Raw genomic sequence first — 22,761 nt, forward strand, 5'->3', positions numbered from 1 at the left:
CAGCGCGGTTGATAACATGATGTGAGGTCGAGATGGCACAAGCAGTTTATGGCGTTGAAAATGCTGGCGTTCGCGTTGAAGGCGGGTTCCTGTCCATGATCAAGACCGCGCTGCACCGTCGCGCCGTCTATCGTCAGACGGTGGCCGAGCTGAACGCCCTCTCCACGCGCGATCTTGCCGATCTGGGAATGTCCCGGTCGAGCATCCGTGAAGTGGCATTTCAGGCCGCTTATAGTAAGTAAGGTCTGACGCCGGACATACCGGCACAGGTTTCGGGGCCACGGCCCCAACGATGTACGGACGGCCCCTCCTCCTCCCTGGGCCGATCGGACCCGCGGCGACCCTCTCCTCCTCCCTGGGGTCGCCGCACCAGTTTCGTCCCGGCGGCCCCTCCTCCCTGGCCGCTGCGGGCAAAAGGCGATGTCTCTCCCTCCTCCCTGGGGCATCGTCACCCTCTTCGGTCACCCCTCCTCCTCCCTGGGTGGCCGCAAGACTGGAACGTTGCCGCTCCTCCTCCCAAGGCGGCGTTCCACAGGCTCCGCGGCTCCCCCTCCTCCCTTGGGGTCGCGTGACGCGAAAAAGACGGCGACGCCCCTCCTCCTCCCTGGGCGTCGCCGTTTTTTTATGTCCGAATGTCAGGTTTTCGAGCGGCCGAAGGCGCAGCCCGGATCAGAAGGGCACGTCGTCCGCCTGATCCGCCGCCACGACATAGCTGGCGACGACCTTTTTCAGCCCCGCCTTTTCAAAGGCCACGTCCAGCTTGTCGCCCTCCACCCCCTGCACCAGGCCGTAGCCGAACTTGGTGTTGAACACGCGATCCCCGACCGCGAACTTCGCCACGGCCGTCATGTCGATCACCACGCCCCGCGCCTCGCGCGGCTGGTTCACGGGGCGTGAGGTCGCCCGGTCCTGCATCCGCTTCCAGCCGGGGGAGTTGTAGACATCGGCGCTGGCCACCCGCTGATCCATCGCGGTGGCCGCAGCCCCAAACCCGCCGCCATACAGGCCAGGCGGGGTCAGCACGTCCACATGCTCCTCGGGCAATTCGTCGATGAACCGCGACGGCAGGGCGGATTGCCACTGACCATAGACGCGGCGGTTGGCGGCAAAGGATATGGTGCACAGCGTCTCGGCCCGCGTGATGCCGACATAGGCCAACCGCCGCTCCTCCTCCAAGCCCTTCAGCCCCGATTCGTCCATCGCGCGCTGCGAGGGGAACAGGCCATCCTCCCACCCCGGCAGAAAGACCGCCGGAAATTCCAGCCCCTTGGCCGCGTGCAGGGTCATGATCGACACCTTCTGCTCCGCCTCTCCCTGTTCGTTGTCCATGATCAGCGCGACGTGTTCGAGGAAGCCCTGAAGGTTCTCGAACCCCTCCAGCGCCTTCACCAGTTCCTTGAGGTTTTCCAGCCGCCCCGGCGCTTCGGGCGTCTTGTCGTTCTGCCACATGGCGGTATAGCCGGATTCGTCCAGAATCACCTCGGCCAGTTCGATATGGTTGCGCCCTCGCTGAATGTCGGCATGCCAACGGTCGATCCCGTCGATGAATTGCCGCAGCTGCGCCGCGCCCTTCCCGCCGATCCCCTTGGCCGCAAGCAGCGCCCGCGCGCCCTCCAGCAGCGGCACATCGGCTTCGCGCGCGGTGCGCTGGATGGTCTGCTGCGCCTTGTCGCCCAAGCCGCGCTTGGGGGTATTCACCACCCGCTCGAAGGCCAGATCATCCTCGGGCGAGATGACCAGCCGGAAATAGGCCATCGCGTCCCGGATCTCCAACCGCTCATAGAATCGGGGGCCGCCGATCACGCGATAGGGCAGACCGATGGTCAGGAACCGATCCTCGAACGCGCGCATCTGATGGGACGCGCGGACCAGAATCGCCATGTCGTCCAAGCCTGTGCCCTTACGGGACAGGCGCTCGATCTCCTCACCGATCCAGCGGGCCTCCTCCTCGCCATCCCAGTGGCCGATCAGGCGCACCTTTTCGCCGCCCGTCGCATCGGTCCACAGCGTCTTGCCCAGACGCCCCGCATTGGTGGCGATCACGCCGGAGGCCGCACCCAGGATATGTTCGGTGGAGCGGTAGTTCTGCTCCAGCCGGATGACCTTCGCGCCGGGGAAATCCTTTTCGAAACGAAGGATGTTGCCGACCTCGGCCCCGCGCCAGCCATAGATCGACTGGTCGTCATCCCCCACGCAGCAGATGTTCTTGTGCTGCTGCGCCAGAAGCCGCAGCCACAGATACTGCGCCGCGTTGGTGTCCTGATATTCGTCCACCAGAATATAGGGCAGCCAGCGCTGATATTGCGCCAGCACGTCGGGATGGTCCTGAAAGATCGTCAGCACATGCAGCAGCAGATCGCCGAAATCCACGGCATTCAGATTTTTCAGCCGGTCCTGATACTGCTCATAGATTTCCGTCCCACGGTGGTTGAAGGCCCCCGCCTCGACCGCGGGGACGCGGCGCGGCGTCCAGGCGCGGTTCTTCCAGCCGTCGATGATTCCCGCCATCATCCGCGCGGGCCAGCGCTTTTCGTCGATGTTCGCGGCAACGATCAACTGCTTCAGCAGGCGGATCTGGTCGTCGGTGTCCAGAATGGTGAAATTCGATTTCAGGCCCACCAGCTCGGCATGGCGGCGCAAGATCTTGACGCTGATTGAATGGAAGGTGCCCATCCAGGGCATCCCCTCGATCCCGCCGAGCATCCGGCTGACGCGGTCCTTCATCTCGCGCGCGGCCTTGTTGGTGAAGGTCACGGCCAGAATCTCGTTCGGGCGCGCTCGTCCCGTGGTCAGCAGGTGAACGATTCGCGAGGTGAGGGCCTTGGTCTTGCCCGTCCCCGCCCCCGCCAGCATCAGGACGGGGCCGTCCAACGCCTCCACCGCCGCGCGCTGCGCGGGATTCAGGTCGTCCAGATAGGGGGCAGGCCGCGCGGCCATCGCGCGACGGCTGAGCGGCACGGCGGCCTCGAACGCGTCATCATCGTCAATCATGCCATGAGGTTAGCGCCCTTGCGCGGCAAAGGAAAGCGTTCCCAATCTGTTCCTGACAGTTTTTCTTTTGCAAACCCGACCATTTTCCTTGCCGCAAATCCCCAAGTGAAACAGTCAACCATATGTTTTTATTGGATTATTTTCTTGACCCTGCCGGGCGGCCGATCTAGAACTATTCCAAGGAAGGCCGAACGCCTCCGCCACATTATGGAAGGACCTCGGATATGAGCCATCACAACCATTGCGCCGATTGCGCGTTCTTCGAAGATCACGCTGCCAATGCCCAGGCCGTTGCGAACGATGCCGGCCTGTGCCGCTTCAATCCGCCGGTGACCCAGCCTTCGGCCGATGCCAAGGGGTTCTGGCCGGTCGTGGGCGCCAACGACTGGTGCGGCCACTTCTCCACCCAAGCGGCGGAATAAGCGCGCCAGCCCGCCATGGGGCCCCGGCCCCTAGCCAGCCCGCAAGCCCAAAGGGCGGTGCCACGCGCACCGCCCTTTTCTTTTGGTTCGCCCTGATTTTTTCCCTTGCGTCCGCCGAAGCAACGGCCTAAATCCCGCCCATCCAGACGGTGCGGGCGTAGCTCAGGGGTAGAGCATAACCTTGCCAAGGTTAGGGTCGGGCGTTCGAATCGCCTCGCCCGCTCCAACTGGATAAATGGAGTGCGGGCGTAGCTCAGGGGTAGAGCATAACCTTGCCAAGGTTAGGGTCGGGCGTTCGAATCGCCTCGCCCGCTCCAGACATCATCGACATTGCGAAAACCGGATCACCGCCCTATAAGGCGCGGAGATCATGGGACATTGCAATGCGCCACGCCGACATCACCCGCAAAACCGCTGAAACCGACATCACCCTGTCCGTCAATCTGGACGGCACGGGCGTCTATGACGTGAAAACCGGCGTCGGGTTCTTCGACCATATGCTGGACCAGTTGTCGCGCCATTCGCTGATCGACATCACCCTGCGGGCCACGGGCGATACGCATATCGACGATCACCACACGGTGGAGGATTGCGGCATCGCCCTGGGTCAGGCGCTGGCACACGCCTTGGGCGACAAGCGTGGCATCCGGCGGTATGGCAGCTTTCACCTCGCGATGGACGACGCGCTGGTGCGGTGCGCGCTGGATCTGTCCGCGCGCCCCTATCTGATCTGGAACGTGCCCTTCCCGACCGAGAAGATCGGCACCTTCGACACCGAACTGGTGCGCGAATTCTTTCAGGCGCTGTCCACCCATGGCGGCATCACGCTGCATGTGGACATGATCCACGGGATCAACAGCCATCACATCGCCGAGGCGGCGTTCAAGGCCGTCGCCCGCGCCCTGCGCGAGGCGGTGGAGCCGGACCCCCGCGCGACCGGAATCCCCTCCACCAAGGGGGCGCTGTGATGCTGACGGTTCTGGTCGATTACGACAGCGGAAACCTGCATTCAGCGGAAAAGGCGTTCCAGCGGATGGCGGCGGATGTGGGCGGGACGGTGATCGTCACCGACCGGCCCGAGGATGTCGCCCGCGCTGACCGTATCGTCCTGCCGGGCGACGGGGCGTTTCCGGCCTGCCGCCGCGCGCTTGGCGAACGCGGCGGCCTGTTCGAAGCGATCGAGGAGGCGGTGACCGCCCGCGCCCGCCCCTTTCTGGGCATCTGCGTGGGGATGCAGATGATGGCGACCTGGGGCCGCGAATACGACGACACCCGCGGCTTCGGCTGGATTGGGGGCGAGGTTGCGCGCATTACGCCCGACGACGCCGCGCTGAAGGTGCCGCATATGGGCTGGAACGATCTGGTGATCGATCATCCGCATCCGGTGCTGGAAGGGATCTCCTCCGGCGATCACGCCTATTTCGTTCATTCCTACCACTTCCGCGTCGCCGATCAGGCCGAACGGCTGGCGCATGTGGATTATGGCACGCCCGTGACGGCGATCATCGGGCGGGACAACATGGTGGGGACGCAGTTCCACCCGGAGAAATCGCAAGCCACCGGCCTGCGCCTGATCGCGAACTTCCTGCGCTGGCGCCCTTAATCCAGCCGCAGCCACGTTCCGGCGGATCGGCAGATGGCAAGGATGCAGCCCCCCACATCCAGCCGGTCCCCATCAAGGATCAGCCGCGCGGCATAGCTGTCGCCTGTTTCGGGGTTCACGATCCGCCCCTTGGAATAGCGCGCGCCTTCCGGCACCACGTCCCGAAACACCTGCGTCCCGCTGTGCGGCCCCTGCACCGCCGTGCCGCAGAACCCCGCCCCGCAGGCCGCGATCCGCACCTGCCCCGTCACCCCGTTGCGGTCGGGCTGGGTCTGCCACACCCCTTCGATCGGGTCGGCCATGGCCGGAGAGGCCAGCAGCAGAAGCGCCAAAAGTCGGATCATCGGATCTCCTTCCATTTGCGCCCCGCGCCCCGCCGCGCTAGGACGGCAGGGACAATCACCGGAGCGCCGCCATGATCCTCTATCCCGCCATCGACCTCAAGGACGGTCAATGCGTCCGCCTGCTGCGCGGAGAGATGGAGGAAGCGACCGTCTTCGGCGACGATCCGGCGGCGCAGGCGCTGGCCTTTCAGGAGGCGGGATGCGAATGGATCCACCTTGTCGATCTGAACGGCGCCTTTGCCGGCCATCCGGTGAACGCGGACGCGGTGGAGGCGATCCTGTCCCGCGTGACCGTTCCCTGCCAGCTGGGCGGCGGCATCCGTGACATGGACACCATCGCCATGTGGATCGAAAAGGGCCTGTCGCGCGTGATCCTCGGGACCGTCGCGGTGGAAAACCCCGCGCTGGTGCGCGAGGCCGCGCTGGTGTTTCCCGACCGCATCGCCGTGGGAATCGATGCCCGTCAGGGCCGCGTGGCCACGAAAGGCTGGGCGACCGAAACCGACGTCATGGCAACCGACCTTGCCAAATCCTTCGAGGACGCGGGCGTCTGCGCCATCATCTATACCGACATCGACCGCGACGGCGCGATGGCCGGCCCGAACATCGAGGCGACCGAAGCCTTGGCCCGCGCGGTGTCGATCCCCGTCATCGCCTCGGGCGGGGTGTCGCGGATGGGCGATCTGACGGCCCTGCGCGACACCGGCGTCATCGCGGGCGCAATTTCGGGCCGGGCGCTCTATGACGGCGCGATCGACCTTGCGGCAGCCTTGGCGGCCCTGAAATGCTGAAGACCCGCATCATTCCCTGTCTGGACGTGGCCGATGGCCGCGTGGTCAAGGGCGTCAACTTCGTTGATCTGATCGACGCGGGCGATCCGGTCGAAGCCGCCCGCGCCTATGACGCCGCAGGCGCGGATGAGCTGTGTTTTCTCGACATTCACGCCACGCATGAAAACCGCGGCACGATGTTCGATCTGGTGACACGCACAGCCGAGCAGTGCTTCATGCCGCTGACCGTGGGCGGCGGCGTCCGCACGCCCGAGGATGTGCGCGCCCTGCTGCTGGCGGGGGCGGACAAGGTGTCCTTCAACTCGGCCGCCGTGGCCGATCCCGACGTGGTCGCCCGCGCGGCCGATCGGTTCGGCAGCCAGTGCATCGTGGTCGCCATCGACGCCAAGACCGTGGCCGATGGACGGTGGGAGATTTTCACCCATGGCGGGCGCAAACCGACCGGCATCGACGCCGTGGACTTTGCGCGCACCGTCGCCGCCAAGGGGGCGGGAGAGATCCTCCTCACCTCCATGGACCGCGACGGCACGCGCGCCGGGTTCAACCTGCCGCTGACCCGCGCGATTTCTGATGCGGTGAGCGTTCCCGTCATCGCCTCGGGCGGGGTGGGCACGCTGGACCATCTGGTGGAAGGTGTGACGGAGGGCGGCGCATCCGCCGTGCTGGCCGCGTCGATCTTCCATTTCGGCACCCACACCATCGGCGAGGCCAAGGCCCATATGGCCGCCGCCGGCATTCCCATGAGGATGTCATGACCGCGCTGACCCGCCTTGATGCCACGATCCAGGGCCGCAAGGGGGCCGATCCCGACACGTCCTGGACCGCGAAGCTGCTGGCCAAAGGCCCCGAAAAATGCGCCGAGAAGTTCGGCGAGGAGGCGGTGGAAGCGATCATCGAAGCGGTGAAGGGCGACCGCGACCGGCTGACCTCCGAGGCCGCCGATGTTCTCTATCACCTGCTGGTGATGCTGGCCGCGCGGGACGTGACGCTGGACGACGTGCTGGCGGAACTGGAACGGCGCGAAGGCACCTCCGGCATCACCGAGAAAGCGCGCCGATAAGGCGCGGGATCTCGATCGCGGGGCAGCGGTTTTCGATCACCCCAAGCCCGTGGCGTTCGGCCAGCGCGCGCGCCTCCGCATTCTCGATCCCCAGCTGCATCCAGATGGTTCGGATTCCCGGCACCTGCACGGCCTGCTCCACGATGGGCAGAACGTCGTCCGACCGGCGGAAGATGTCGACCATGTCCACAGGTTCCTCCAACGCGGTCAGATCGGGGATCACGCGTTCGCCCAAGGCCATCTGCCCCGCCTGCCCCGGATTGACGGGGATCACGCGATACCCCTGATTTTTCAGATAGGCCGCCACCCGGTGGCTTGCCCGATCCGGGTTGGCGGACCAGCCGACCACCGCCACGCTGCGCGTGGACAAAAGAACGGATCGGATCAGGTCTTCGTCCATGAGGCACCTTTACATACAGCAGACAAAAAAACGCCCGGTCACAGGGGACCGGGCGCGAGTTACGGAACGAGGGACAGTGAAGTCAGGAAACGGGGGTTCCGGCCCCGTCCTCCTCAACAACATAGCAAATCGAATTTTGTTTCATAGTCACTTCGCGATTCTGTGATTTTTTCGCAGATTTATTTCGCCATGAGTCAATCACGTGTGTCACCGGCATCGAAAAATGTGCTTTTTCGGCCACTCAGCCCCGCGCAGCCGTGGCATAAAGCGCAATGGCCGCCGCATTTGAAACATTCAACGATCCCACGCTGTCGCGGAACGGGATGCGCACAAGGCGATCGCACGTCTCGCGCGTCTTGTCGCGCAGGCCCGGACCTTCCGCCCCCATGACAAGGGCGACGGGGCGATCCCCCACCTCGGCCAGCGCCTCGCCGATGGTCGCCTCCGCTTCGCCGTCCAGCCCCAGAAGGGTGAAGCCCATGCCGCGCAGGTCTTCCATCGCGTCCGCCAGGTTCTGCACCCGAAGATAGGGCTGCCGTTCCAGCGCGCCCGAAGCCGTCTTGGCCAGTGCCCCGGTTTCCGGCGCCGAATGACGGTGCGGAGCCACGACGGCCCGCGCCCCGAACACCTCGGCCGAGCGCAGGACCGCGCCCACATTGTGCGGGTCGGTCACACGGTCCAGCAGCACGACCAGCGGCGCCCCCTCGCCCCCGGCGCAAACCTCGGCCAGCGACCCCCAGTGCAGGGGCTTCACTTCCAGCGCAGCCCCCTGATGCACGGATTCGGGGTCGATCGGCACGTCGAACTTGCGCGGATCGACGATTTCCGGCTCCAGCCCGGCGGCGGTCACGGCCTCCTCCAGGCGGTCGAACGCGTTCTTGGTCAGGACCAGCCGCAACTTCTGCCGCGCCGGGTTCATCAGCGCGTCGCGCACCGCGTGAATGCCGAACAGCCACACCGTTTCCGCGGCTGAGGCCCGGCGCGCGCGTTCCTTGTCGATCACCCAGGAGGGTTTCTTGCTCATTCTCGCACCTCGATTGCAGGGGGGGACAATCGCCCCGACGCCCTCCGCGCGCAAGTGGAACTTTCCCGCTTGACGCCCCCCAAGGGGATATATATGTCCCGCCCTCAGTGGGCGACGTGCTGCAAGGTGCGGCAGCGGACTGTAACTCCGCCGAGGCGACTCATGCCTGGTTCGATTCCAGGGTCGCCCACCATCTTCCTGAAAACCCATGGTTTCCGAAGGGCCTGCCGCAGCAGGCCCCCCGTGTCATGCCCGCGGATCGTCCTCAGTCTGCCGCGCCATGTAGTTGGCGAACAGCGCCCCCGAAATATTGTGCCACACGCTGAAGATGGCGCTCGGCACCGCCGCCAGGGGCGAGAAGAAGGCCGTGGCCAGCGCCGCCCCCAGCCCCGAATTCTGCATCCCCACCTCGATCGCGATGGCCTTGCGTTTGGCCAGGCTGAGGCCGAAGGCCCGCGCGGCAAAAAAGCCGACCATGTATCCCAGCCCGTTATGCAGCACGACCACGGCAAAGATCGTCAGGCCCGACTGGACGATCGCCCCCTTGGACGCCCCCACCACCGCCGCGACGATCAGCACGATGCCCGTCACGCTGACCAAAGGCAGCGCCGGAATCGCCGCCCGCACGAAGGAGGGCAGCAGCTTCTGCGCCAGAAAGCCCAAGGCCAGCGGCAGCAGGACGACCTTGACGATCGACAGGAACATCGCGCCCGCGTTCACGGGAAGATACTCGCTGGCCAGCATCAGGACGAGGAACGGCGTCACAAGGGGCGCCAGCAGCGTCGTGACGCTGGTGCAGGCCACCGACAGCGCGACGTCCCCTTTGGACAAATAGGTCATGACGTTGCTGGACGTGCCGCCGGGGCAACACCCGACCAGGATGACCCCCGCCGCCACTTCGGGCGGCATCGGGATCAGCCTGGTCAGCAGCACCGCCAGCAGCGGCATGATCAGGAACTGCGACAGCACGCCCACACCCACATCGAACGGACGCCGCGCCACCTCGCGGAAATCATCGGCCGAGATGGTCAGCCCCATCCCGAACATGATGATCCCCAAAAGCGTGACGATCCATGGCGTCAGCTGGCGGAACGTGTCGGGCAGAAGAAAGCCCAGAACCGCGAACAGAACCACCCAGAACGCAAATGTCTTACCCACGAACGCCGATATCTTGGCAATTGACGACATATCTCCCCCCATATGCGCAACACTATTACGCGGCCATAGCGGGGCGGGGGAATGAGATCAAGGCGTGATCACGGACAAGGGCACGTCACCCGCCCGCCACAGCACCCCGCCCCGGGGCATCTGCGCTGTTTGTGCGGCCCCCGCAACACCCTATAAGGGATACAGAATCACCCGACCCGGAGGCGTGACATGGCGCGTCAGAAGTTCAACATCCTCGCCATCGGTCAGGCCGGACGGCTGGAGCATGAGGCGATCATCCTCGCCACCTCGCTCCGTCTGGCCGACCCGAGCTTTCCCGGAACGCTGTTCATCGCCGAACCCCAGCCCGGCCCCCTGTGGCCCGAAGACCCGCGGATGAGCCGCCAGACCCGCGCATGTCTTGAGGATCTGGGGGCCGAGATCCTGCCCTTCGACAATCAGGTCTTCGGCGCCGCCTATCCCAACGGCAACAAGATCGAGGCCCTGTCCGCTCTGCCCGACAAGCCTTTCCTGTTTCTGGACACCGACACGATCGTCACCGGCAGCTTTTCCAAGGTGAAATTCGACTTCAAACGCCCCTCCGCCTCGATGAAGCGGGAAAACACCTGGCCGGTGGAGGAACTGTATGGCCCGACCGTGGGCCAGACGTGGCAGGCGCTTTACGACCATTTCGGCATCCCCTTCCCCCCCACCGAAGATCCCGACGAGCCGCCCGATTACTGGCAACGCTATCTCTATTTCAACGCGGGCTGGTTCTTTCACAAAAGCCCCAAGGCGTTCGGCGCGAAGTTTCTGGAAATCGCCACGACCCTGTGGCGCGACCGCCCGGACCCCGTGGCCTTGCAGACGTTGGAACCGTGGCTGGATCAGGTGGCCCTGCCGCTGGTGATCGCGTCCTTGGGCGGGGGACGTCCGGGGCCGGAACTGGCGGGACTGGACGGCGATGTCACCTGCCACTGGCGCGTCCTGCCGCTGATGTTCGCGCGCGAAAGCGACGCGGCGGTGGACATGATGAAACGCGTCGCCGCCCAGAAGGACATTCGCCCGCGCCTGCAGAAATACGGCGCGGCGCGCAAGATGCTGTACGAAGGGGCGGGCGACAAGGTGCGCGCCATGTTCGACCGCGACGACCTGCCCCGCAAGGAGCAGGCCATCCGCAACCGCATCAAGCGCGAAGGGTTGTGGGCGCGGTAACCGCCGCGATCAGTTGCCGGGGCCGCCTTCCCGCTTCATCTCGTCGATCTCGAACACGATGGTCACCTGCGCATCGCGGGTGATCTCGCCCGCCGAAACGGGGGTCGAGGCCGCCTCCGCCGCCATGCGATACATCGGCATCGGCACCGACACGTTGCCCCCTTCGCTGATCCGCTCGATATTGCCCAGACGGACGCCGGCCGCCTCGGTCATCAGCTGCGCCCGCTCCACCGCGTCGGCCACGGCGCGCTTGCGGGCTTCGTCCATCGCGGGTTTCGGGTCGGCCAGATCGAAGGCGATCCCGTTCAGCGTGTTGGCCCCGTCGGCCACGGCGGCATCCAGCACACCGCCCAGACCGTCCAGCTGGCGCACCTTGACGGTGACCATGTTCTCGGCGGTGTAGCCGTCGATCCGGCGGGCCTGGTTTTCACCCTCGGCCCAGTTGGGGTTGAGTTGCAGGCCGGTGGTCTGCACATCCGCCTCGGCAATTCCGGCACCGGTCAGACGCTCCATCACGCGGGTCAGTTCGGCGGCATTCGCCTCCATCGCCGCCTGGGCGGTGTCGCCTTGGGAGGTGACGCCCAGGGTGACCGTCGCCATGTCGGGCGCGATGGACACCTGTCCCTGCCCCGTCACCTCGATCTTGCCATCGGCCAGGGCGGCCATCGGCAATGTCAGGGCCGTTCCCAATACGCAGGCTTTCAACAGTTTCATGGATCCTCCTTGGCATTCCAGACGCAGACTCGCGATATATAGCGTAAATTTGCCAGCGGTCGGGGTTCTCCTTCCTTTCGGCGGAAAGCTGCTTTAGAGTTTTGGCAAAACGGGGGCTAACCCCGATCCCCAGAGCAGTGTGTCCCCTCCGATGATCCCAGGTTTCGCCCTTCTGTTCCATGACGATGCCGTCGCCCTCCTGCAGCGGACCGAGGCGGGGTGGTCCCCGCTGGGCCAGGCCGCGCCCGATGACGCCGATGCGCTCGCCTCCTTGCGCGAACAGGCCGAGGCGCTTGCGCCGGACGGGGTCACGACGGTCATCGTTCTGCCCAATTCGCAGGTCCTCTACACCTCCGCCCCCCTGCATGAGGGGGAGGAAGACGCCCAGATCCTCGCCGCGCTGGATGGGCTGACCCCCTACGATGTGGGCGATCTGGCCCATGACTGGGTGCGCGACGGTGCCCGCGCGGCGCTGGCCGTCGTCGCCCGCGAAACCCTGGACGAGGCGGAGGGCTTTGCCACCGACCACGGCTTCAACCCCATCGGCTTTGCCGCCCGCGCCCCCGAAGGTCGCCAGCCGGAACAGCCGTGGTTCGGCGCGACCATGGTCGCCACCCGGTTTCTGGGGGACGAGGCCGCGAACCCCGCCTTCCCGATCCTGCCCAGCCCCGCCCCCACGGCCGAGGTGGCCCCCGCCTTCGTCGAAGACGGCTATGCCGAGCCGGAGATCGAGACCCCCACCGCGCCTTGGGATGACACCCCGGCGTGGGATGAGAACCCGCAGACCATCCATGATGAGGCGGCGGCCACCAACGCCCTGCCCGAACAGGACACGCCCGAGGAGCACGCCGATCCGGCCCCCGTGACCGAGCCGGACCCGGTCTGGGCCCCCGAGCCTGAACGCGAGCCTGAGCCTGAGCCTGAGCCTGAGCCTGAGCCTGAGCCTGAGCCTGAGCCTGAGCCTGAGCCTGAGCCTGAGCCTGAGCCTGAGCCTGAGCCGATCGTGGCCGCACCCGTGGTGCAAGCACCAAATCCCGTGCCCGCGCAGAAATCTGCCGCCGATGCGGCCACGCCGTTGGTCGGCGCGCCGGTCTTCGATCACCCGTCGTTCCAGCCCGCCCCGGCGGTCCCGACCCTGCGGGCCGAGCGTCCGGCTGCCGCGCCCAAACCGATCAAACAGGACCCCGGCATTGGGCGGCAGGAGCCGTCGCTGAGCCGTCCCGCCACCGTGGGGGCCTCCACACCCGAGGATCTGACGCCACCACCGCTGCGGGTCATGCAGAATCGTCCGACGCCCAGGAAAACGGCGACGGAGGCACCTCCGCCCCCGAAATCGCGCCGTCCCCGCTATCTCGGTCTGATCCTCACTGCGCTTCTTCTGCTGGTTCTGGGGATCGTGGCGGCGGTGTCGGCCTATTCCGACCGGCAGCCGCCTGCGGTGTCGGCGCTGGCTCCCCCCGCCTCCTATGCCGCGGTCCAATCCCTGCTGACCCCGCAGGCACCCCGTGACGGCGCCTATCGGGCGACGCTTGCCCTGCTGACGCCCGCGGCGCCGGCGACGACCGTCGCCGAAGCGGCCCCGGAGAAGGTTGTGCCCCCGGTGATCGCCAGCGTCGAGCCGCCTGTCGCGGAGACCGTCGCTGCGGTCCCGACCCCCGCCCCTGTTCCGACCCCCGAAGCCGTCGCGGCGGATGATGCGGTTGCGTCGTCGCCCCCCGGAGAAGCTGTGGCAACCGCCGCTCCTGCCCCAGAAACCTCCGCCCCCGAAGCCCCCGCGCCCGCAACCGTCGTCGCGGATGCGCCCGAAGCGGTCCCCGCCCCCCCCGCCATCCCCGCGCGCCGCCCCGAATCTCGCCCCGAGACGGCGGCTGCGGTGATCGCCGAGGTGGCGCTGCCCGATACGCGGCCGCAGGCCCGCCCCGCCGCGCCCGAAGCTCCGGCCGCACCGGCCGAGCCGACGGTGGAGGAACTGACCGAAGCCGAGGATGCCGAGGGCGCGTTGACCGCCAGCCTGCGCCCCGCCCTGCGCACCCCTGCCCCCGCACCAGCGGAGGACGCGTCGGCCGCCTCCATCGTGCCCGACGCCAGCGATGTCGGCACGCCGCTGGCCGTCATCGCGTCGCAACGGCCGGAGATGCGACCCTCGGGCATTTCGCGCGATGCGGTGCAGGCGGCGCTGACGGCGGCGATGGCCCCCGCACCGGTGCAGACGCCCGTCGCGGCGCCCCCGGCGCAACAGGCGGCGATCCGTGCGCCACAACCGCAGACGCAGCCCGCCCAGGTCGCCCGGGCCGAACCCGAAGCGGATGATGAACCCGAGCCGACCCCTCGCGCGCCCAGCATCCCCACCCGCGCCTCCGTCGCGCAGCAGGCGACGCAGACCGCCGCCATGGCGCTGAACCAGACCAACGTCATCAGCATTTCGGGCAGCGATTCGAACCGCACGGCGCTGGTGCGGCAGTCCAACGGGCGCATCGCCCGTCTGCGCGTGGGCGACCGGATGGATGGCGGCGTGGTGGCGGCCATCACCGAGAATGCGGTGCATTACCAAAAGGGCAGCCGCCTGTTCGCCCTGGAAATGCCGCGGGGATAAGAAAAGGCCGCCTCCTTTCGGAGACGGCCTTTTACGTCACACCGATCTTGATCAGGCCGCGCGGTTCGTCAGAACCTCGCCCACCTGCCGCTGCGCGCCCGCTTCGTCCGTGCCGGACACCGCCGCGACCTCACGGGTCAACCGCTCCAGCGCCGATTCATACAGCTGACGTTCGGAATAGGACTGCTCGCGCTGATCGTCCGAACGGTGCAGGTCGCGCACCACCTCGGCGATCGACATCAGATCGCCCGAGTTGATCTTCTGTTCGTATTCCTGCGCGCGGCGCGACCACATGGCGCGCTTGACCCGCGCCTTGCCCTTCAGCGTATCCAGCGCCTTGGCCACCACATCGGGGGCCGAGAGCGACCGCATCCCGATCTCGGTGGCCTTGTGGGTGGGCACGCGCAGGGTCATCTTGTCCTTCTCGAACGACACGACGAAGAGTTCGAGCTTCAGCCCCGCGATCTCCTGCTCCTCGATCGAGATGATCTTGCCCACGCCATGCGCGGGATAGACGACGAAATCATCGGGACGGAATTCGGGCTTCTTGGCTTTGGTCATGCGTTTCCTCGACACTCGCCCGCCAACGACATCCCCTCCCGACAGCAAGGCTTCGGGGGGAGAGATGGAATGTCGATGGAAAACGGGCCTTTTTCACCATGAGGCGTCTGAAAGGCGCCCCGGACATCAGATCTTGCCCAAGGTATACCACAGAATTCGGGCGATTCCAACATCCCCGCCGCGGAGGGTCAGTTGCCCTCGCCCGGTGCGGGATCGAAGTATTTCTCCAGCTTGCCCGCCTCGCCGTCCCGCGCCTCGTGATCGGGCAGCGCGTCGCGCTTTTGGGTGATGACGGGCCACTGCTCGGCATACTTGCGGTTGAACTCCACCCATTTCTCCATGTCCGGCTCGGTGTCGGGGCGGATCGCATCGGCGGGGCATTCGGGTTCGCACACGCCGCAATCGATGCATTCGTCGGGATGGATGACCAGCGTGTTCACACCCTCATAGAAGCAGTCGACCGGACACACCTCGACACAATCGGTGTATTTGCAGGCGATGCAGTTGTCGGTGACGACATAGGTCATGGCAAGGCTCCGGCGGGATGATCGCCGCGACATTTATGCCGGTCGGGGCCAAAGGGCAAGGCGGGCCGGGCGGGAAAGACGACCTTACAGGCCAGAGCCCCGGGGGCGGAACATCAATCCGACAACGCGTCGGGCGGTGGAACGGCGTTCAGGTCCAGATACAGGCCCTGGGCCTCGGATGCCGGGCCGCGCCGTTCGGCCAGACCCATCACCCGCACCACCCGAATCCGGTTGCCCTGAGGGAAGGTCAGCGTGTCCCCCTGCCCCACATGGGCCGAGGGTTTGGACGCCTTTTGCCCGTTGATGCGGACATGCCGCGCCGTGATCACGGCAAGGGCCAGGCTGCGCGTCTTGAAGAACCGCGCCTGGACCAGCCATTTGTCCAGGCGCGTGGTCGGACGGTCGCCGATCAACCCTTTTTCAGCGCGGCCAGAACCGCGAAGGGGTTGTCGGGATCGATCTTGGCGGGCCGCTCGGGGCGCGCTTCGAACTGACGGGGCTTGTCCTTGCGGTCCCCCCGGTCCGGTCGGTTGCCCTTGGGCTTGCCGCCGTCCTTGCGCGGGGCGCGGTCGCCGTCCTTCTTCGGCGGGCGATTGCCCTGCGGGCGTTCGGGCCGCGGGGCGGGATCGCGACGGCGGGGCGCCCATGTGAAGATATAGAACGCCTCCATCTCGGGGGCGGCCTCCTCCTCGGGGGCGGCACCGGCGGTCTCCTCCTCCGGGATCGGGTTTGCGGGGGCCTCGGGATCGGTCGCGACCGGCGGGGTCGTGCGGGTCTTGGCACGTTCGCCCTTTTCGGCCTTGTAGCCGAGACCGCCCATCAGGTCGGCGAACTGGTCCAGCGTCATGCCGGTGATCGACAGCATGTCCGGCGTCGCCTCGAACCCGGCGCGGCTGTCATGGTTGCGCAGAAGATCGGCCAGACGTTCCAGCATGTCGATGCGGATCGCCCGCGCCCCGGCGGGGTGATAGCCGGCCAGCATGTAATGCTCGCGCGGGACGCCCTCGACATTGGGGATCGTGACCAGACCGGGGGGCGGGCTTTCGGGAAACTCGTTCAGACCCTTGGACAGCGACCACAGCACCAGACGCAGGCGCGTCGGCGCGGGTTTCAGCATCAGGGGCAGGAACACCGTGAACTGCCCGAACCGCACGCCATGCTTGCGCAGGGCAGAGCGCGCCTCCTGGTCCAGCGCCTTCACCTCGGCGGCGATGCCGTCGCGGGGCAGGACGCCCAAACCTTCGACCAGGCGGAAGGCGAACCCGCGGGCAAGGCCCGTCAGCGTCTCGTCCCGGCCCATGTTCGTCAGCGGTTCGAACAGGGCCGCCACGCGGCGGTCGATGAAGTGCTGCAGGCGACGCTTGACCTTCTCGGTCACGTCATGGCCCGCTTCCTCGTCCACGAAGGCCTCCACCTGCGGCTTCAAGGGGTCGCTGCCCGCGACCAGCTTGCCCACCGCCTGATCGCCCCACATCAGGCCACCCTGTTCGGTGAAGTCCATCTCGGTATCCGGCGCGTTATAGAAACGATCCGCCCGCAGGTGGAACTCCGGCCGCAGCGCCTGATAGGCGGCCTGCGCCAGCGTCTTCGCCTCGTCCGGGGAGCTGGACGCATCCTGACGGAAACGGAACCCCTCAAGTCGGCCGACGAATTCGCCTTCGACCGTCACTTCGCCTTTGTCGTTCACCTCGGCCACGAGGGTCTCCTTCTGTTTCAACCGGCGCATCAGCACGGATGTGCGCCGATCGACAAATCGTTGGGTCAACTGCGCATGCAGCGCATCCGACAGCCGATCTTCTACCGCGCGAGTCTCCTCCCGCCAATGGGATTCGTTCTCCACCCAGCCCTTGCGCTGCGCGACATAGGTCCAGGTGCGAATATAAGCCAACCTGCGCGAGAGGGTGTCAATATCCCCCTGCACCCGATCGATGCGACCGATTACCCCGGCCAGCCAGTCCTGCGGCACACGCCCCCCCTGCAGAAAGCCGAAGATCTTCGACAGCAGGCTGGTATGTTCGCCGCCCGATTTGCCCCGGAAATCGGGCACGCAGCACACATCCCACAACAGGCGCACCGCCTGCGGGCTGCGGACGCGGTCGGCGATCTCCGGCATGGCGACCAGCGCCTTCAGCGCGTGCAGATCGTCCGCCTCGCGCGTGCGGGTCAGCCACGGGTTCTGGGTGGAGGCCTCAAGGCTGGCGATCAGCCGGTCCACGGTGCCGAACTCCAGCGCCTCGTTGCGCCATTGCAGCTTGCGGATGGGGGCGAAGCGGCTGTCCTCGATGGCGGCCACCACCTCCGGCTCCAGCGGTCCCGCCTCGCCCGTGACGCCGAAGGTGCCGGGTTCGGTGTGCCGCCCCGCGCGCCCCGCGATCTGCGCAAGTTCGTGCGGGAACAGGGGGCGCATCCGGCGGCCGTCGAACTTTTCCGTGGCCGAAAACGCCACATGCTTCACGTCGAGGTTGAGCCCCATGCCGATGGCGTCCGTCGCCACCAGATAATCCACGTCCCCGTTCTGATAAAGATCGACCTGCGCGTTGCGCGTGCGGGGCGACAGTGCGCCCATCACCACCGCGCACCCGCCCTTGGTGCGGCGGATCAGTTCGGCGATGGCATAGACGTTGTCCACCGAAAACCCGACGATGGCGCTGCGCGGCGGCATCCGGCTGATCTTCTTCGACCCGGTATAGGTCAGGGTGGAAAACCGGTCCCGCCGCAGAAACTCCACCCCCGGCACCAGACCGGCGATCGCCCCGCGCATCACCTCCGACCCCAGGAACAGCGTCTCGTGCAGGCCGCGGGCGCGCAGCAGGCGGTCGGTGAAGACATGGCCGCGTTCGGGATCGCCGCACACCTGAATTTCGTCGATGGCGACGAAATCGGCGCCGATGTCCATCGGCATCGCCTCCACCGTGCAGACCCAATACTGGGTCCGTTCGGGAACGATGCGCTCCTCCCCCGTCACCAGCGCCACGACCGAGGGGCCACGTTGCGCGACGATGCGGTCATAGACCTCGCGCGCCAGAAGGCGCAGCGGCAGGCCGATGACACCGGTGCGGTGGCCCAGCATCCGCTGGATGGCGTAATGGGTCTTGCCGGTGTTGGTCGGCCCAAGGACCGCCGTGACCCGCCCGTTCTGACGCATCTGTCTTAAATCTCCGGACCGTCGGTGGTGGCGCGCAGCCGGTCGATACCGGCCTGCGCCTCGGTCGCATTGGGGTGGATGGTCAGGATCAACTCATAGGCGTCGATGGCCTGTTCGGGGCGGTTCATGTCTTCCATCATCACGGCCAGTCCCAGAATGGCCCCGAAATGGCGGGGGTCGAGGATCAGCGCCCGCCGCAGGTCGGCCAGCGCGGGGCCGGTCTGGCCCAGTTGCGCCAGCGCAAGGGCCTTCATGCTCCACCCTTCGGCAAAGTCGGGCGCGTGATCGGTCAGCGCGGTCAGGTGCGGCAACGCCCCGCCCGGATCGCCCAGATCCAGCGCCGCGCGCCCGCGTTCCAACAGCAGATCCATCGCGGCCGAGCCGGAGCGGGACCATTCAGCCTCCACCTCGGCCTGAAGGCGCGGGGCGTCTTCGGGGGGGGCCGTGCGCAGCGCGTCGTAAAGATCGTCCAGCGGCGCGGCCCCCACGGGGGCGGCGGCCAGACATACCGCCAGCGAAAGGTGGAAAATCGGATTGCGCGCGTTCATATTCCCAAGGTAACGCCGAATGTGGAAATTACCAGACGGGGGAATGCGCGCATGGCACGGGTGATCGACAAGGCGGTGGACCGTCTGGGCGCACGGCTGGCCTCGTTCGACGGCACGGCGAAATTCGTGGTGCTGGGCGAAGGGACGATCCTGGCCGACGCCACCGGCGTGCGGGAGGGCGAGGGCCCGGCGGAGGTCACCCTGACCGCCAGCGCCGACGATTTCCGCGCGCTTCTGGAAGGGCGGCTGAAGCCCGCCACCGCCTTCATGACCGGACGGCTGAAGGTGGACGGCCCGATGCCCGCCGCCATGCGTCTGGGGCAGGCGCTGAGTTGATCGCGCTGCGCACCGAGGACGGGGTCAACATCCGCGCCCAAAGGTGGGAGGGCGGGCCGGACACCGTCCTCATCCTGCAGGGCCGCAGCGAATATATCGAAAAATACCACTCCGTCATCGACCATCTTCAGGCGCGCGGGTTTTCCGTGGTCACCTTCGACTGGCGGGGGCAAGGTGGGTCGGACCGGGCGCTGGCCGATCCGATGATCGGGCATGTGCAGGATTTCGACCAGTATCAGCGCGACCTGCGCGCCGCATTGACCCTGGTGACCGGGCGCGTGTTCGTCATCGCGCATTCCATGGGCGGGTGCATCGCGCTGCGCTGGCTGGTCAATGGCGCGCGCCCCGCCGCCGTGGCCTTCAGCGCACCGATGTGGGGGCTGCCGATGGCAGGCTTCGTCCGCCCCTTTGCGCCCTTGATGGCGGGCAGCGGGCGGTTGGTCGTGCGGGGGCATGTGCCGATCCCCGGCTTGGGGGCGCATCCCTATGTGCTGGATGCGCCTTTTGCGGGCAACATCCTCACCTCCGACGCGACGGTGTTCGAGCGTCTGCGCGAGGAGGCGCGGACCATGCCCGACCGGATGGTGGGCGGCCCCAGTCTGGGCTGGCTGAGCGCGGCCCTGCGCGAGATGCGGGCGCTGGCGCGGATGAAATCCCCCGCCATCCCCGCGCTGGCGATGGTGGGCAGCCACGAACGGGTGGTCCACGTAACGTCGATCCGCGCGCGCATGGCCCGCTGGCCCGGCGCGGGCTTCACCCTGCTGGACGGGGCGGAGCATGAGGTGATGATGGAACGCGAACCCCTGCGGTCGGCCTTCCTGACCGCCGCCGAGGATTTGTTCAGACGGTGATCCGCACGAACGCGTCGCGCAGCGCGATGGACCACGCCTCCGACATCTCGCGGAAGACGGGGTCGCCCGCCTCGATCCGCTTGTGTTCGGCCACGCGGCACTCGTCCTTCTTGATCAGCGCCATATCCAGCGGCATCCCCACCGACAGGTTCGACCGCAACGTCGAATCCATCGACAAAAGGACCGCCTTCCTCGCATCGGCCAGCGAGGTCTGGCGCCGCACCACACGGTCAAGGATCGGCTTGCCGTATTTGTGCTCGCCGATCTGGAGATAGGGGGTATCCTCGGTCGCCTCGATGAAATTCCCCTCGGGATAGATGAGGAACATCCGCATGTCCCCGCCCGCACGTTGCCCCGCGACGATCATGCTGGCCGACGCGCTCTGGTCCATCGCCGCGAACTTCTCGTCCACATCGGCCCGCACTTCGGCCAGCATGTTGCCGATGATCTCGGCCACTTTCAGCATGGTCGGCGCCTGCATGATGGAGGTGGTGGCATCCGCGTCGGGATCGCTGATCTGTTCGCGCAGACGGGCCAGCGTCGTCTGCGTGATCGAAAGCGATCCTGCGGTCATCACCGCAATCACCCGTTCGCCCGGTTCCTCGAACACGAACATCTTGCGGTAGATGGCAATGTTGTCCAACCCCGCATTGGTTCGGGTGTCGGACAAAAGCACCATGCCCTCATTCAGAAGAAGGCCCACGCAATAGGTCATCACAGCTCCGCAGTCGTCAGGTCCGCGACATTATTGCTGTGCCTGCCGGACCGCAACCGTCACATCCAGCGTTTCCTGACCACCTCCGCGTGATGAGCCGCGGATCGGGGCCGCGTCCTGCGCGTCAAGCCCCGAGGCCAGGCGGATGTAATTCGCGTTCGGGCAACAGGCGTTGGCCGCATCGAACCCGACCCAGCCCAGACCGCCCACATACAGCTCGGCCCAGGCATGGGCGGCATCCTGCACATTCTCGGCCAGAAGATAGCCCGAGACATAGCGGGCGGGAATGCCCACATGGCGCGCGACGGCGATCACCGCATGGGCGTGGTCCTGACAGACCCCCTTCCCCCGCGCCAGCGCCTGCGCCGCCGTGGTGCCCGCATCCGTCGCCCCCGGCGTCCAGACGATCGCCCGGGCCACCCGCTCGGCCAGCGCATGGGCCGCCTGCAGTTCCGGCATCCCCTCCACCGCGTCGCCCATGGCACGCAATTCGCGGTCGGGGCGGGTGAAGGGCGTTTCGCGCAGATAACATTCGGGCCGCACCGTCTCGCGCAGCCCGCGCAGGACGCCGGCGCGATCCTCGGTCCGCACCCGGCCGGACACGCGGATCTCCACCTCCGACACCGGGCCGCTGACCGACCAGCTTTCGTTCAGATCGCCCGCCCCGTCGCGGAAACTGCCGCCGCGCAGCCCATCGGTGACCGTCACGTCCCAGTCCAGCACCGTCTGCCCGTCATGGTCCGACGGGCGCAGGCGGTGGCTTTGCACCAGCCCCCGCATCGGCATGTCATAGACATAGCGGGTGACATGTTCGACCGTCAGGATCATCGGGCATCCCCCGTCAGATAGGTGGCCGCGACCGACGCGCTGAGCCGGCCGGCGTCGTTGATGAAGCGGGTGACGAATTCGTGCATCCCTTCGTCGAAGATCGCGTCGGGGTCGGTGGCGGACAGGTCGGCCAGCATCCGGCGCGCGCAATCCTGCGCCTCCGTCTCGCGGCCATAGGCCTTGGCGATGCGGTCCAGCGCCATGTTCACCGCCTCCATGCTGGTGGTCAGCGCGCGGGGGTTCTGCGGGTTCAGGATCAGGAAATCCGCGATCTTCCGGGCCGTCAGATCGCCCGCATAACTCCAGTTGAACGCCCGGTGCAGCGACAGCGCGCGCAACAGCGTCATCCACTGGTAATTGTCGAGGCCGGAGCCCACGAACTCCACCCGCGGCAGCAGGACGTAATACTTCACGTCGATCAGCCGCGCCGTCGCATCCGCCCGCTCCAGCGCATAGCCGAGGTTCAGGAAATCCCACCCGTCGTTGCGCAAAAGCGTCGCCATGATCGCGCCGCGCACGGTGGCGGTCTTCTGCGTGACCCATTCCGTCATCTCGGTCAGGTCAAGTTCCGACCGGGGCCGCCGTTCGATCTGCTTGAGTTCCTGAAACGCGGTGTTCAGCGCGTCCCAGACCTGCGTCGTCAGGGCGGTGCGGACGATCCGCGCATTCTCCCGCGCCTGTTTCAGGCAGGAGGCGACCGAGGACGGGTTCCCCGGATCGAAGAACAGATAGCTTTCGATGTTCCGCGCCACGGGATCGTCGTATTTCTGGGCAAACCCGTCCGCGCTGCCCGAGGCGCGCAGAAGGCTGTCCCATTCGTTGCGATACCCATGAACGGAGGGGATGAGCGAGATGCGATCCCCCACCTCCAGCAGGCGGGCGGTGTTTTCGGCCCGTTCCATATAGCGGGCGATCCAGAAGAGGTTGTCGGCGGTCCGGCTCAGCAT

25 protein-coding genes and 3 tRNA genes are annotated in these 22,761 nt (G+C 66.6%); 14 read left to right on the top strand and 14 right to left on the bottom strand.

Annotated features, from left to right (window positions below; translation table 11 throughout):
• Nucleotides 1–32 precede the first annotated feature (32 nt).
• A complete protein-coding gene (locus MU449_RS10775; protein ID WP_244738086.1) occupies nt 33–242 on the top strand; it encodes a DUF1127 domain-containing protein in 210 nt (69 codons plus the stop codon).
• Nucleotides 243–669: 427 nt separating this feature from the next.
• Here MU449_RS10775 and MU449_RS10780 read toward each other — a convergent pair whose 3' ends face one another.
• On the bottom strand, nt 670–2,991 hold the full coding sequence (locus tag MU449_RS10780) for an ATP-dependent helicase (RefSeq protein ID WP_244738087.1): 2,322 nt from the start codon (nt 2,989–2,991) through the stop codon (nt 670–672).
• A 224-nt stretch (nt 2,992–3,215) separates the two neighbouring features.
• Between MU449_RS10780 and MU449_RS10785 the strand changes: the two genes are divergently transcribed.
• From MU449_RS10785 to hisH, 5 genes are all read left to right on the top strand, one after another.
• The gene (locus MU449_RS10785; protein WP_244738088.1) at nt 3,216–3,413 is read left to right on the top strand and encodes a hypothetical protein; all 198 of its coding nucleotides are present in this window, start codon (nt 3,216–3,218) and stop codon (nt 3,411–3,413) included.
• Nucleotides 3,414–3,564: 151 nt separating this feature from the next.
• A tRNA-Gly gene (locus MU449_RS10790) sits at nt 3,565–3,639 on the top strand.
• A 16-nt stretch (nt 3,640–3,655) separates the two neighbouring features.
• Nucleotides 3,656–3,730 (top strand) — tRNA-Gly (locus MU449_RS10795).
• Nucleotides 3,731–3,796: 66 nt separating this feature from the next.
• Nucleotides 3,797–4,381 (top strand): imidazoleglycerol-phosphate dehydratase HisB, encoded by a 585-nt coding sequence (hisB, locus tag MU449_RS10800; protein WP_244738089.1) that lies wholly within the window; start codon nt 3,797–3,799, stop codon nt 4,379–4,381.
• Nucleotides 4,381–5,016, top strand: coding sequence for an imidazole glycerol phosphate synthase subunit HisH (gene hisH / locus MU449_RS10805; RefSeq protein ID WP_244738090.1), 636 nt, complete (start codon nt 4,381–4,383; stop codon nt 5,014–5,016). The genes hisB and hisH overlap by 1 nt, the downstream gene beginning before the upstream one ends.
• On the opposite strand, the gene MU449_RS10810 is transcribed toward hisH, so the two are convergent.
• The gene (locus MU449_RS10810; RefSeq protein WP_244738091.1) at nt 5,013–5,360 is read right to left on the bottom strand and encodes a DUF2147 domain-containing protein; all 348 of its coding nucleotides are present in this window, start codon (nt 5,358–5,360) and stop codon (nt 5,013–5,015) included. The genes hisH and MU449_RS10810 overlap by 4 nt on opposite strands.
• Before the next feature lie 71 nt (nt 5,361–5,431).
• Here MU449_RS10810 and hisA point away from each other — a divergent pair, with 71 nt between their 5' ends.
• Genes hisA through MU449_RS10825 form a run of 3 tightly spaced genes read left to right on the top strand, consistent with a single transcriptional unit; the run spans nt 5,432 to nt 7,211 of the window.
• Entirely contained in the window at nt 5,432–6,151 is a 720-nt protein-coding gene (gene hisA, locus MU449_RS10815; RefSeq protein ID WP_244738092.1) for a 1-(5-phosphoribosyl)-5-[(5-phosphoribosylamino)methylideneamino]imidazole-4-carboxamide isomerase, read from the top strand.
• Nucleotides 6,145–6,906 (top strand): imidazole glycerol phosphate synthase subunit HisF, encoded by a 762-nt coding sequence (hisF, locus tag MU449_RS10820; protein WP_244738093.1) that lies wholly within the window; start codon nt 6,145–6,147, stop codon nt 6,904–6,906. The genes hisA and hisF overlap by 7 nt, the downstream gene beginning before the upstream one ends.
• Nucleotides 6,903–7,211 carry a phosphoribosyl-ATP diphosphatase gene (locus MU449_RS10825; protein ID WP_244738094.1) on the top strand — a complete coding sequence of 103 codons (309 nt, stop codon included), beginning with the start codon at nt 6,903–6,905 and terminating at the stop codon, nt 7,209–7,211. Before hisF ends, MU449_RS10825 begins: the two co-directional genes overlap by 4 nt.
• Here the strand turns inward: MU449_RS10825 and MU449_RS10830 are convergent.
• Both MU449_RS10830 and rlmB read right to left on the bottom strand, forming a co-directional pair.
• Complete coding sequence (locus tag MU449_RS10830; RefSeq protein WP_244738095.1) at nt 7,189–7,611, bottom strand: CoA-binding protein; 423 nt, start codon at nt 7,609–7,611, stop codon at nt 7,189–7,191. The genes MU449_RS10825 and MU449_RS10830 overlap by 23 nt on opposite strands.
• Before the next feature lie 241 nt (nt 7,612–7,852).
• Nucleotides 7,853–8,635: a 23S rRNA (guanosine(2251)-2'-O)-methyltransferase RlmB gene (gene rlmB, locus MU449_RS10835; protein WP_244738096.1), complete on the bottom strand. Its 783-nt coding sequence runs from the start codon at nt 8,633–8,635 to the stop codon at nt 7,853–7,855.
• Between the two features lie 109 nt (nt 8,636–8,744).
• On the opposite strand from rlmB, the gene MU449_RS10840 reads away from it, so the two are divergent.
• Nucleotides 8,745–8,828 (top strand) — tRNA-Tyr (locus MU449_RS10840).
• Nucleotides 8,829–8,881: 53 nt separating this feature from the next.
• On the opposite strand, the gene MU449_RS10845 is transcribed toward MU449_RS10840, so the two are convergent.
• Entirely contained in the window at nt 8,882–9,793 is a 912-nt protein-coding gene (locus MU449_RS10845) for a bile acid:sodium symporter family protein (protein ID WP_244738097.1), read from the bottom strand.
• 219 nt (nt 9,794–10,012) lie between these two features.
• Between MU449_RS10845 and MU449_RS10850 the strand changes: the two genes are divergently transcribed.
• Nucleotides 10,013–10,996 (top strand): hypothetical protein, encoded by a 984-nt coding sequence (locus tag MU449_RS10850; protein WP_244738098.1) that lies wholly within the window; start codon nt 10,013–10,015, stop codon nt 10,994–10,996.
• 9 nt (nt 10,997–11,005) lie between these two features.
• Here the strand turns inward: MU449_RS10850 and MU449_RS10855 are convergent, their stop codons facing one another.
• Nucleotides 11,006–11,710: an SIMPL domain-containing protein gene (locus MU449_RS10855; RefSeq protein WP_244738099.1), complete on the bottom strand. Its 705-nt coding sequence runs from the start codon at nt 11,708–11,710 to the stop codon at nt 11,006–11,008.
• Nucleotides 11,711–11,861: 151 nt separating this feature from the next.
• Between MU449_RS10855 and MU449_RS10860 the strand changes: the two genes are divergently transcribed.
• Entirely contained in the window at nt 11,862–14,303 is a 2,442-nt protein-coding gene (locus tag MU449_RS10860) for a hypothetical protein (RefSeq protein WP_244738100.1), read from the top strand.
• 51 nt (nt 14,304–14,354) lie between these two features.
• On the opposite strand, the gene MU449_RS10865 is transcribed toward MU449_RS10860, so the two are convergent.
• From MU449_RS10865 to MU449_RS10885, 5 genes are all read right to left on the bottom strand, one after another.
• Nucleotides 14,355–14,864 (bottom strand): CarD family transcriptional regulator, encoded by a 510-nt coding sequence (locus MU449_RS10865; RefSeq protein ID WP_244738101.1) that lies wholly within the window; start codon nt 14,862–14,864, stop codon nt 14,355–14,357.
• 188 nt (nt 14,865–15,052) lie between these two features.
• Nucleotides 15,053–15,391, bottom strand: a complete 339-nt coding sequence (gene fdxA / locus MU449_RS10870; RefSeq protein ID WP_244738102.1) for a ferredoxin FdxA — start codon at nt 15,389–15,391, stop codon at nt 15,053–15,055.
• Nucleotides 15,392–15,504: 113 nt separating this feature from the next.
• On the bottom strand, nt 15,505–15,804 hold the full coding sequence (locus MU449_RS10875) for an RNA-binding S4 domain-containing protein (RefSeq protein WP_244738103.1): 300 nt from the start codon (nt 15,802–15,804) through the stop codon (nt 15,505–15,507).
• A complete protein-coding gene (locus tag MU449_RS10880) occupies nt 15,801–18,536 on the bottom strand; it encodes a helicase-related protein (RefSeq protein ID WP_244738104.1) in 2,736 nt (911 codons plus the stop codon). The genes MU449_RS10875 and MU449_RS10880 overlap by 4 nt, the downstream gene beginning before the upstream one ends.
• Before the next feature lie 5 nt (nt 18,537–18,541).
• Nucleotides 18,542–19,084: a tetratricopeptide repeat protein gene (locus MU449_RS10885; protein ID WP_244738105.1), complete on the bottom strand. Its 543-nt coding sequence runs from the start codon at nt 19,082–19,084 to the stop codon at nt 18,542–18,544.
• A 51-nt stretch (nt 19,085–19,135) separates the two neighbouring features.
• On the opposite strand from MU449_RS10885, the gene MU449_RS10890 reads away from it, so the two are divergent.
• The gene (locus MU449_RS10890) at nt 19,136–19,420 is read left to right on the top strand and encodes an SCP2 sterol-binding domain-containing protein (RefSeq protein WP_244738106.1); all 285 of its coding nucleotides are present in this window, start codon (nt 19,136–19,138) and stop codon (nt 19,418–19,420) included.
• The gene (locus tag MU449_RS10895) at nt 19,417–20,271 is read left to right on the top strand and encodes an alpha/beta fold hydrolase (protein ID WP_244738108.1); all 855 of its coding nucleotides are present in this window, start codon (nt 19,417–19,419) and stop codon (nt 20,269–20,271) included. Before MU449_RS10890 ends, MU449_RS10895 begins: the two co-directional genes overlap by 4 nt.
• Here MU449_RS10895 and MU449_RS10900 read toward each other — a convergent pair.
• Genes MU449_RS10900 through MU449_RS10910 form a run of 3 tightly spaced genes read right to left on the bottom strand, consistent with a single transcriptional unit; the run spans nt 20,261 to nt 22,761 of the window.
• The gene (locus tag MU449_RS10900; RefSeq protein WP_244738109.1) at nt 20,261–20,986 is read right to left on the bottom strand and encodes a proteasome-type protease; all 726 of its coding nucleotides are present in this window, start codon (nt 20,984–20,986) and stop codon (nt 20,261–20,263) included. The genes MU449_RS10895 and MU449_RS10900 overlap by 11 nt on opposite strands.
• 30 nt (nt 20,987–21,016) lie before the next feature.
• Nucleotides 21,017–21,814 carry a transglutaminase family protein gene (locus tag MU449_RS10905; RefSeq protein WP_244738110.1) on the bottom strand — a complete coding sequence of 266 codons (798 nt, stop codon included), beginning with the start codon at nt 21,812–21,814 and terminating at the stop codon, nt 21,017–21,019.
• The gene (locus MU449_RS10910) at nt 21,811–22,761 is read right to left on the bottom strand and encodes an alpha-E domain-containing protein (protein WP_244738111.1); all 951 of its coding nucleotides are present in this window, start codon (nt 22,759–22,761) and stop codon (nt 21,811–21,813) included. The genes MU449_RS10905 and MU449_RS10910 overlap by 4 nt, the downstream gene beginning before the upstream one ends.

It is taken from the genome of Falsirhodobacter halotolerans, from assembly GCF_022899245.1.
Lineage (GTDB): Bacteria > Pseudomonadota > Alphaproteobacteria > Rhodobacterales > Rhodobacteraceae > Falsirhodobacter > Falsirhodobacter halotolerans.

Excerpts from the sequence above, each read along its gene's own strand:
- MU449_RS10825 (WP_244738094.1), top strand. The coding sequence starts at position 6,903 with ATGACCGCGCTGACCCGCCTTGATGCCACGATCCAGGGCCGCAAGGGG.
- MU449_RS10780 (WP_244738087.1), bottom strand. The coding sequence starts at position 2,991 with ATGATTGACGATGATGACGCGTTCGAGGCCGCCGTGCCGCTCAGCCGT.
- MU449_RS10890 (WP_244738106.1), top strand. The coding sequence starts at position 19,136 with ATGGCACGGGTGATCGACAAGGCGGTGGACCGTCTGGGCGCACGGCTG.
- MU449_RS10785 (WP_244738088.1), top strand. The coding sequence starts at position 3,216 with ATGAGCCATCACAACCATTGCGCCGATTGCGCGTTCTTCGAAGATCAC.
- fdxA (WP_244738102.1), bottom strand. The coding sequence starts at position 15,391 with ATGACCTATGTCGTCACCGACAACTGCATCGCCTGCAAATACACCGAT.
- hisH (WP_244738090.1), top strand. The coding sequence starts at position 4,381 with ATGCTGACGGTTCTGGTCGATTACGACAGCGGAAACCTGCATTCAGCG.
- MU449_RS10880 (WP_244738104.1), bottom strand. The coding sequence starts at position 18,536 with ATGCGTCAGAACGGGCGGGTCACGGCGGTCCTTGGGCCGACCAACACC.
- MU449_RS10810 (WP_244738091.1), bottom strand. The coding sequence starts at position 5,360 with ATGATCCGACTTTTGGCGCTTCTGCTGCTGGCCTCTCCGGCCATGGCC.
- MU449_RS10855 (WP_244738099.1), bottom strand. The coding sequence starts at position 11,710 with ATGAAACTGTTGAAAGCCTGCGTATTGGGAACGGCCCTGACATTGCCG.
- MU449_RS10860 (WP_244738100.1), top strand. The coding sequence starts at position 11,862 with ATGATCCCAGGTTTCGCCCTTCTGTTCCATGACGATGCCGTCGCCCTC.
- MU449_RS10900 (WP_244738109.1), bottom strand. The coding sequence starts at position 20,986 with ATGACCTATTGCGTGGGCCTTCTTCTGAATGAGGGCATGGTGCTTTTG.
- MU449_RS10850 (WP_244738098.1), top strand. The coding sequence starts at position 10,013 with ATGGCGCGTCAGAAGTTCAACATCCTCGCCATCGGTCAGGCCGGACGG.
- hisB (WP_244738089.1), top strand. The coding sequence starts at position 3,797 with ATGCGCCACGCCGACATCACCCGCAAAACCGCTGAAACCGACATCACC.
- MU449_RS10865 (WP_244738101.1), bottom strand. The coding sequence starts at position 14,864 with ATGACCAAAGCCAAGAAGCCCGAATTCCGTCCCGATGATTTCGTCGTC.
- MU449_RS10775 (WP_244738086.1), top strand. The coding sequence starts at position 33 with ATGGCACAAGCAGTTTATGGCGTTGAAAATGCTGGCGTTCGCGTTGAA.
- MU449_RS10830 (WP_244738095.1), bottom strand. The coding sequence starts at position 7,611 with ATGGACGAAGACCTGATCCGATCCGTTCTTTTGTCCACGCGCAGCGTG.
- MU449_RS10905 (WP_244738110.1), bottom strand. The coding sequence starts at position 21,814 with ATGATCCTGACGGTCGAACATGTCACCCGCTATGTCTATGACATGCCG.
- MU449_RS10885 (WP_244738105.1), bottom strand. The coding sequence starts at position 19,084 with ATGAACGCGCGCAATCCGATTTTCCACCTTTCGCTGGCGGTATGTCTG.
- hisF (WP_244738093.1), top strand. The coding sequence starts at position 6,145 with ATGCTGAAGACCCGCATCATTCCCTGTCTGGACGTGGCCGATGGCCGC.
- rlmB (WP_244738096.1), bottom strand. The coding sequence starts at position 8,635 with ATGAGCAAGAAACCCTCCTGGGTGATCGACAAGGAACGCGCGCGCCGG.
- MU449_RS10910 (WP_244738111.1), bottom strand. The coding sequence starts at position 22,761 with ATGCTGAGCCGGACCGCCGACAACCTCTTCTGGATCGCCCGCTATATG.
- hisA (WP_244738092.1), top strand. The coding sequence starts at position 5,432 with ATGATCCTCTATCCCGCCATCGACCTCAAGGACGGTCAATGCGTCCGC.